This window comes from Nocardia flavorosea NBRC 108225 (assembly GCF_001613385.1).
GTDB classification, from domain to species: Bacteria; Actinomycetota; Actinomycetes; order Mycobacteriales; family Mycobacteriaceae; genus Nocardia; species Nocardia flavorosea.
In genome coordinates, this window is record NZ_BDCG01000037.1 from 1 (window position 1) to 1,637 (window position 1,637).

The 1,637-nt window shown below is 66.5% G+C and carries 1 protein-coding gene; it reads right to left on the reverse strand.

What is annotated here, in order from left to right:
• A partial coding sequence (locus tag NFL01S_RS33430) for a DNA primase family protein (RefSeq protein ID WP_218019657.1) occupies positions 1 to 1,637 on the reverse strand: 1,637 nt, incomplete at both ends.

Below are 1,637 nucleotides of genomic sequence, written 5' to 3' on the forward strand. Positions count from 1 at the left end.
TCTCGTGCTCGGGATCGTCGTGGCACGGGCACCAGCACTCGACCGACCCCGCGGCCAGTTCGTCGGCGCACTGGGCGTGCTGATCGGCCCGGCACAGCGCGGAAATGCTGTGCACCGCGGTCAGCGTCGGCTGAACCGGCTCGGCCACGGTCGGGACGGGCTCGGCTTCGGTCGGCGTGGCGGTCGCGGCTTCCTGCTCCGCAGCTTCGCGTTCCTGTGCGGCGCGACGCTGGGCGGCGTAGTAGGCCGTGTGCTTGGCTGGTGGTGCCCCGGGGTCGGGCCGTTCCACCGGGTTCTTCTGGTGCTGGGCGGTATCGAAGGCGCCGGTGGTGCCCTCCCGCAGCGCGAGGCCGCCGTAATACCACTCCGGCGGGTTGCCGGTGCGCTTCTTGTAGAAGCCGGGCACCTTCTCGCTGACCAGGCTGCCGAATCGGCGCTGAGCCATCACACCTTGGCCGGCGTCGGTGGCCCACTTCCGATACACCGAGTAGACCACTGCCGCGCTGACCAGATGGGCTTCGCGCTCCTCCAGGCAATCGGCCATGAACTGACCGAACCAGTCCTGTTCGGCCCGGTAGGCATCGGTATCGGCGCGGATCGCGGCCGAGATCTTCAGCCCATCGGCACGCCACTTGCGCAACCCTTCCAGCATCCAATTCAAGATGCCGGACAGCTCATCCTGAATCCGCAGCTCATAGTCCGGATCGGCGTCGCGACCGGCATCCGAAATCGAGTTCGGGAAGTTCACCAGGAACAGCCGCCGCCACAATGCCGGGTTGTCGTTGGTGACCTCGGGCCGGTTGTTGGTGCAAAGGACGTATTTCGCGACCGGGGTGAACTCGAAATAGTCCTTGTGCATGAACCGGGCGGTGATGGTGTCTCCGCCGGTCAGGGCATTTACGCGGACCTCGGAGAACTTCTGGCCGGCCGCGGTCTCCTGCAACGACACGAACCGTTTGCCGACCAGCCGCGCCATATCGCTGGACGGCGCGTCCATGCCGCGTTTGCCGTCCAGCAGCATGGTCGCGGGCGCGGCCTGAGCGTAGGCGTGCTGGGAGCTGCCCGGGTTCTTGTCGTCGTAGCCGAGGATCCGCTCCATGACCCGGACGATGACGCCCTTGCCGTTGCGGCCCTTGGCCCCGTAGAAGCACAGCATTTTCTGTTCACGGGTCTCGGTGGTCAGCGCATACCCGAAGTACCGCTGGATCGTCTCGCGGGTCTCGGCATCGGGAACCGCCCACTCCAGGTGACGCAGCCAGTTCGGGCACTGTGCGGTCGGGTCGAAGAACACCGGGGAGAACTTGGCAAGCATGTCGGCCTTGTCGTGCGGCCGCAGCTCGTAGGTCTCCAGGTTCAACGTCCCGTTGGCCAGATTCAACGTGTCCGGGCCGGTGCCGCGCGGGTCGAAGTCCTCCACCGAGACCGCGCACTCGCTGACCAGCAGCGCTTTCACCGCGCCGATAGAGGATCGTCTCTCCGACTCCTTGGCCCACTTGCGGACCTCGGTCGCGTCGCCGGTGTCGGGGCGGCACTCCTGCGCTTCCTGCCAGATCTCGCGCAACACCTTGACCACGCGTTTGTGCAGCTCACGGTCCTTGGTGGTGTCGGCCCAGTGGCGGCCGTTGAAACCGCGCCAC